Source organism: Marivita sp. (assembly GCF_051859345.1).
In the GTDB taxonomy this organism is placed as follows: domain Bacteria; phylum Pseudomonadota; class Alphaproteobacteria; order Rhodobacterales; family Rhodobacteraceae; genus Marivita.
Genome location: NZ_JBHYFV010000092.1, coordinates 1 through 3,135, shown reverse-complemented (window position 1 = coordinate 3,135; position 3,135 = coordinate 1). Strand labels below are relative to the sequence as shown.

At 60.6% G+C, this 3,135-nt stretch carries 3 protein-coding genes; 2 read left to right on the top strand and 1 reads right to left on the bottom strand.

Annotated features, from left to right (window positions below):
- The coding region (locus ACTIEN_RS22065; protein ID WP_439525290.1) for an alanine racemase at positions 1–1,213 on the bottom strand (1,213 nt) is incomplete at its 3' end.
- Positions 1,214–1,409: 196 nt separating this feature from the next.
- Between ACTIEN_RS22065 and istA the strand changes: the two genes are divergently transcribed.
- Together istA and ACTIEN_RS22055 are read left to right on the top strand one after the other, a co-directional pair.
- Positions 1,410–2,936, top strand: coding sequence for an IS21 family transposase (gene istA / locus ACTIEN_RS22060; RefSeq protein WP_439525289.1), 1,527 nt, complete (start codon positions 1,410–1,412; stop codon positions 2,934–2,936).
- Positions 2,926–3,135 (top strand): ATP-binding protein (locus tag ACTIEN_RS22055; RefSeq protein WP_439525288.1); only part of this gene is annotated, 210 nt, incomplete at its 3' end. The genes istA and ACTIEN_RS22055, both read left to right, overlap by 11 nt.

Here is a 3,135-nt window from a genome sequence, read left to right as displayed (position 1 = left end):
CGCCGGCCTGGTTACGTCCCAGGATGAGCCGCCAGCGATCGATGCAGGTACAGGGATGGGAAATCCCGAACGTGACGATGTCACCGACCCTGGCAGGGTGGCTGGCCGCAACGCGCAGAAAGGCATGTTGATCGTTGAGCTTGAAAACAGTCGCTTCGGGCAGGCCGCTCAGAGCGGCACCGTCGCGATAAAAGGCCAGCGCGCGCGGCAGGTCCTGATCGGATGATACATCGCGCATGCCCATGCCGCAGATCAACAGATCAGGTTCGGGACGGGACAAAACTTCGGCCCAGATCCGTAGGGCAGGGGTGAACGCGGTGCTGGCCGGTTGACCCATCGTCGGGGCGAAGCCCTGACGCGCATCGAGTTGAGCATGGGCGCGTTCATAAACACCATGGTCATGGAAGAAGATAGCACCGCTGCGCAGTATCATGCGTGCCTTTCCATCGGCCTCTATGAAGGGCGCCAGGTGCTCAACAACCAGATCGAACAGGGCGGATCCGCCGGCGCTGAACAGCAGTTCGGCCCCGGGACAGGCGCTTCGCATCATGGCAAAGGCCTCCCGGCCGAGCCCGCAAAGTCTTGCAATGGCCGCTTGGGTTTCTCCCGCGTCGCTTTTTGCCGCCGCGCCCTCATAAAGAGCAATGCCCCCGGCTTTCAGATGAGAAGACGCAGCGATTTCGGCGAGTATGGCGCGAACGGCGTGCTGATCGCGCGCGCCGGCGCGACCCTGGCCGACCTCGATCAGAACGGCGAGGGTCCGTCCCGCAGCCTGCCCCGCGATATTGACCGCGCGCGCGCTTTCGACGGAGTCCACAAAGAAGATCAGTTCGGCATCGCGATAGGTGGCGAGCAGGCGTCCAAATCGTGCTCCCGATCTGGCGCCCCCGATCTGATTGGCGACTAGAAGTCGGGTAAAACCATGCTCGAGCATAACCGCCGCCTGTTGCAGATCCGCAATCGAAAGGCCCCAAGCGCCTTTTTCGATAAGTCGGCGGCTGAGGTCCGGAGACATGGGCGTTTTGGCGTGCGGCGCCAGCAGCAGGCCGCGCCGTCGGGCATAGTCGAACATGGCCTTGGCGTTGTTTTCAAACGCGACAAGGTCCAGTGTCAGCACCGGCAGCGCGAAATCGCCACGCTCGGGATGGAGACCTGCCTTGGGCAGATCCCCGAACGTTTCCGTCATGCCGACCAGGCCGCGCAGCGAATACAATACATGCCTCCCGTTGCAATGTTAACGTTGTCATTGTGAAGATCTATGTTAACGTTGTCAATCCCCGATCAAACTGCTTTACCTGTTGATTGCCGCTGAGATCTGACCCGGTGTTGGGGGATATTTCCACTGAGAACTGACCCATGTTTGAACGCTATCCTGCTCGTTTTGGGCAGGAGATTGAGGAGTGTTGGACATGGCGTTTTTGAGCGTTATCCGGCGCTGGCATTTCCGGGATGGTTTTTCGATCCGGGAGATTTCGCGGCGCACGGGTTTGTCCCGGAATACCATTCGCAAATATCTTCGGTCCGATACGGTTGAGCCGAAGTTCAAGGTGCCCGAGCGGCCGAGCAAGATCGATCCGTTTGCCGAGAAGCTGTCAGGCTGGTTGAAGGCTGAGAGCCGCAAGCCGCGCAAGCAGCGGCGCACGGTCAAGCAGATCCACGCCGATCTGGTCAGTCTTGGCTTTGAAGGTTCCTATGGTCGGGTGGCGGTTTTTGCCCGGCGCTGGAAAGAGGATTTCCAGCGCCAGCAGAACACCACCGGCCGTGGCGTTTTCGTTCCCCTGGCTTTCGAACCGGGCGAAGCCTTCCAGTTCGATTGGAGTGAGGACTGGGCCCTGATTGGTGGCGAGCGGGTCAAGCTGCAGATCGCGCACTTCAAGCTCTGCTACAGCCGGGCCTTTGCGGTAAGGGCCTATCTGCTCCAGACCCACGAGATGCTGTTTGATGCCCATAATCACGCCTTCAGGGTGCTGGGCGGCGTGCCCCGACGCGGCATCTACGACAATATGCGCACGGCCGTGGATAAGGTTGGGCGTGGCAAGGCCCGGCAGGTCAATGCGCGGTTCTCGGCCATGGCCAGTCACTTTGTGTTTGAGCCCGAGTTCTGCAATCCCGCTGCGGGCTGGGAGAAGGGGTTGGTGGAAAAGAACGTGCTTGATATGCGGCACCGGCTTTTCCAGCCCTTGCCACGTGCAAACTCGCTCGATGAGTTGAATATCTGGCTCGAGCGACGGTGCAAGGCCCTATGGGAAGAGATTGCCCATGGCGTCGAGCCAGGTTCAGTTGCCGATGCCTGGAGGATCGAGACCCAGTTCCTGATGGCTGTGCCGCGCGCTTTTGACGGGTTCGTCGAGCACACCAAGCGGGTCTCGCCCACCTGTCTGATCCACCTGGAACGCAATCGCTACAGCGTGCCGGCCTCTTTCGCCAACAGGCCGGTCAGCGTCAGGGTCTATCCAAACCGCATTGTCGTTGTCGCGGAAGGCCAAGCGATCTGTGAGCACTTGCGGATCATCGACCGCCATCATGGAACCGGGCATACTGTTTACGACTGGCGCCATTATCTGGCCGTGCTCCAGCGCAAGCCGGGTGCCCTGCGCAATGGTGCCCCCTTTGCCGACATGCCCGATGGATTCCGACAGCTTCAGCGCCACCTTCTGGGCAAGCCCGGTGGTGATCGCGAGATGGTCGATATCCTGGCTCTGGTTCTCCACCATGACGAACAGGCAGTGCTCACAGCGGTCGAGATGGCACTGGAGGCCGGGGTGCCCACCAAGACCCATATCCTGAACCTTCTGCACAGGCTGGTCGATGGCAAATCCACCGTGATCGCCCCGGTCAAGGCACCACAAGCCCTTGCCCTGGGCAAGGAACCGCAGGCCAATGTCGAGCGCTACGATACCCTGCGCGGGGATAAGGAGGTGCGTCATGCGTCATGATCCGGCAAGCGCAGCTCTGGTCATCATGCTCAAAAGCCTCAAGATGACAGGCATGGCCCAGGCGATCAGCGAACTCACCGAACAGGGCTCTCCGGCCTTCCAGGCAGCCGTTCCGGTTCTCTCCCAATTGCTCAAGGCCGAGATGGCCGAACGCGAGACACGATCAATCGCCTATCAGCTCAAGGTCGCGCGCTTTCCG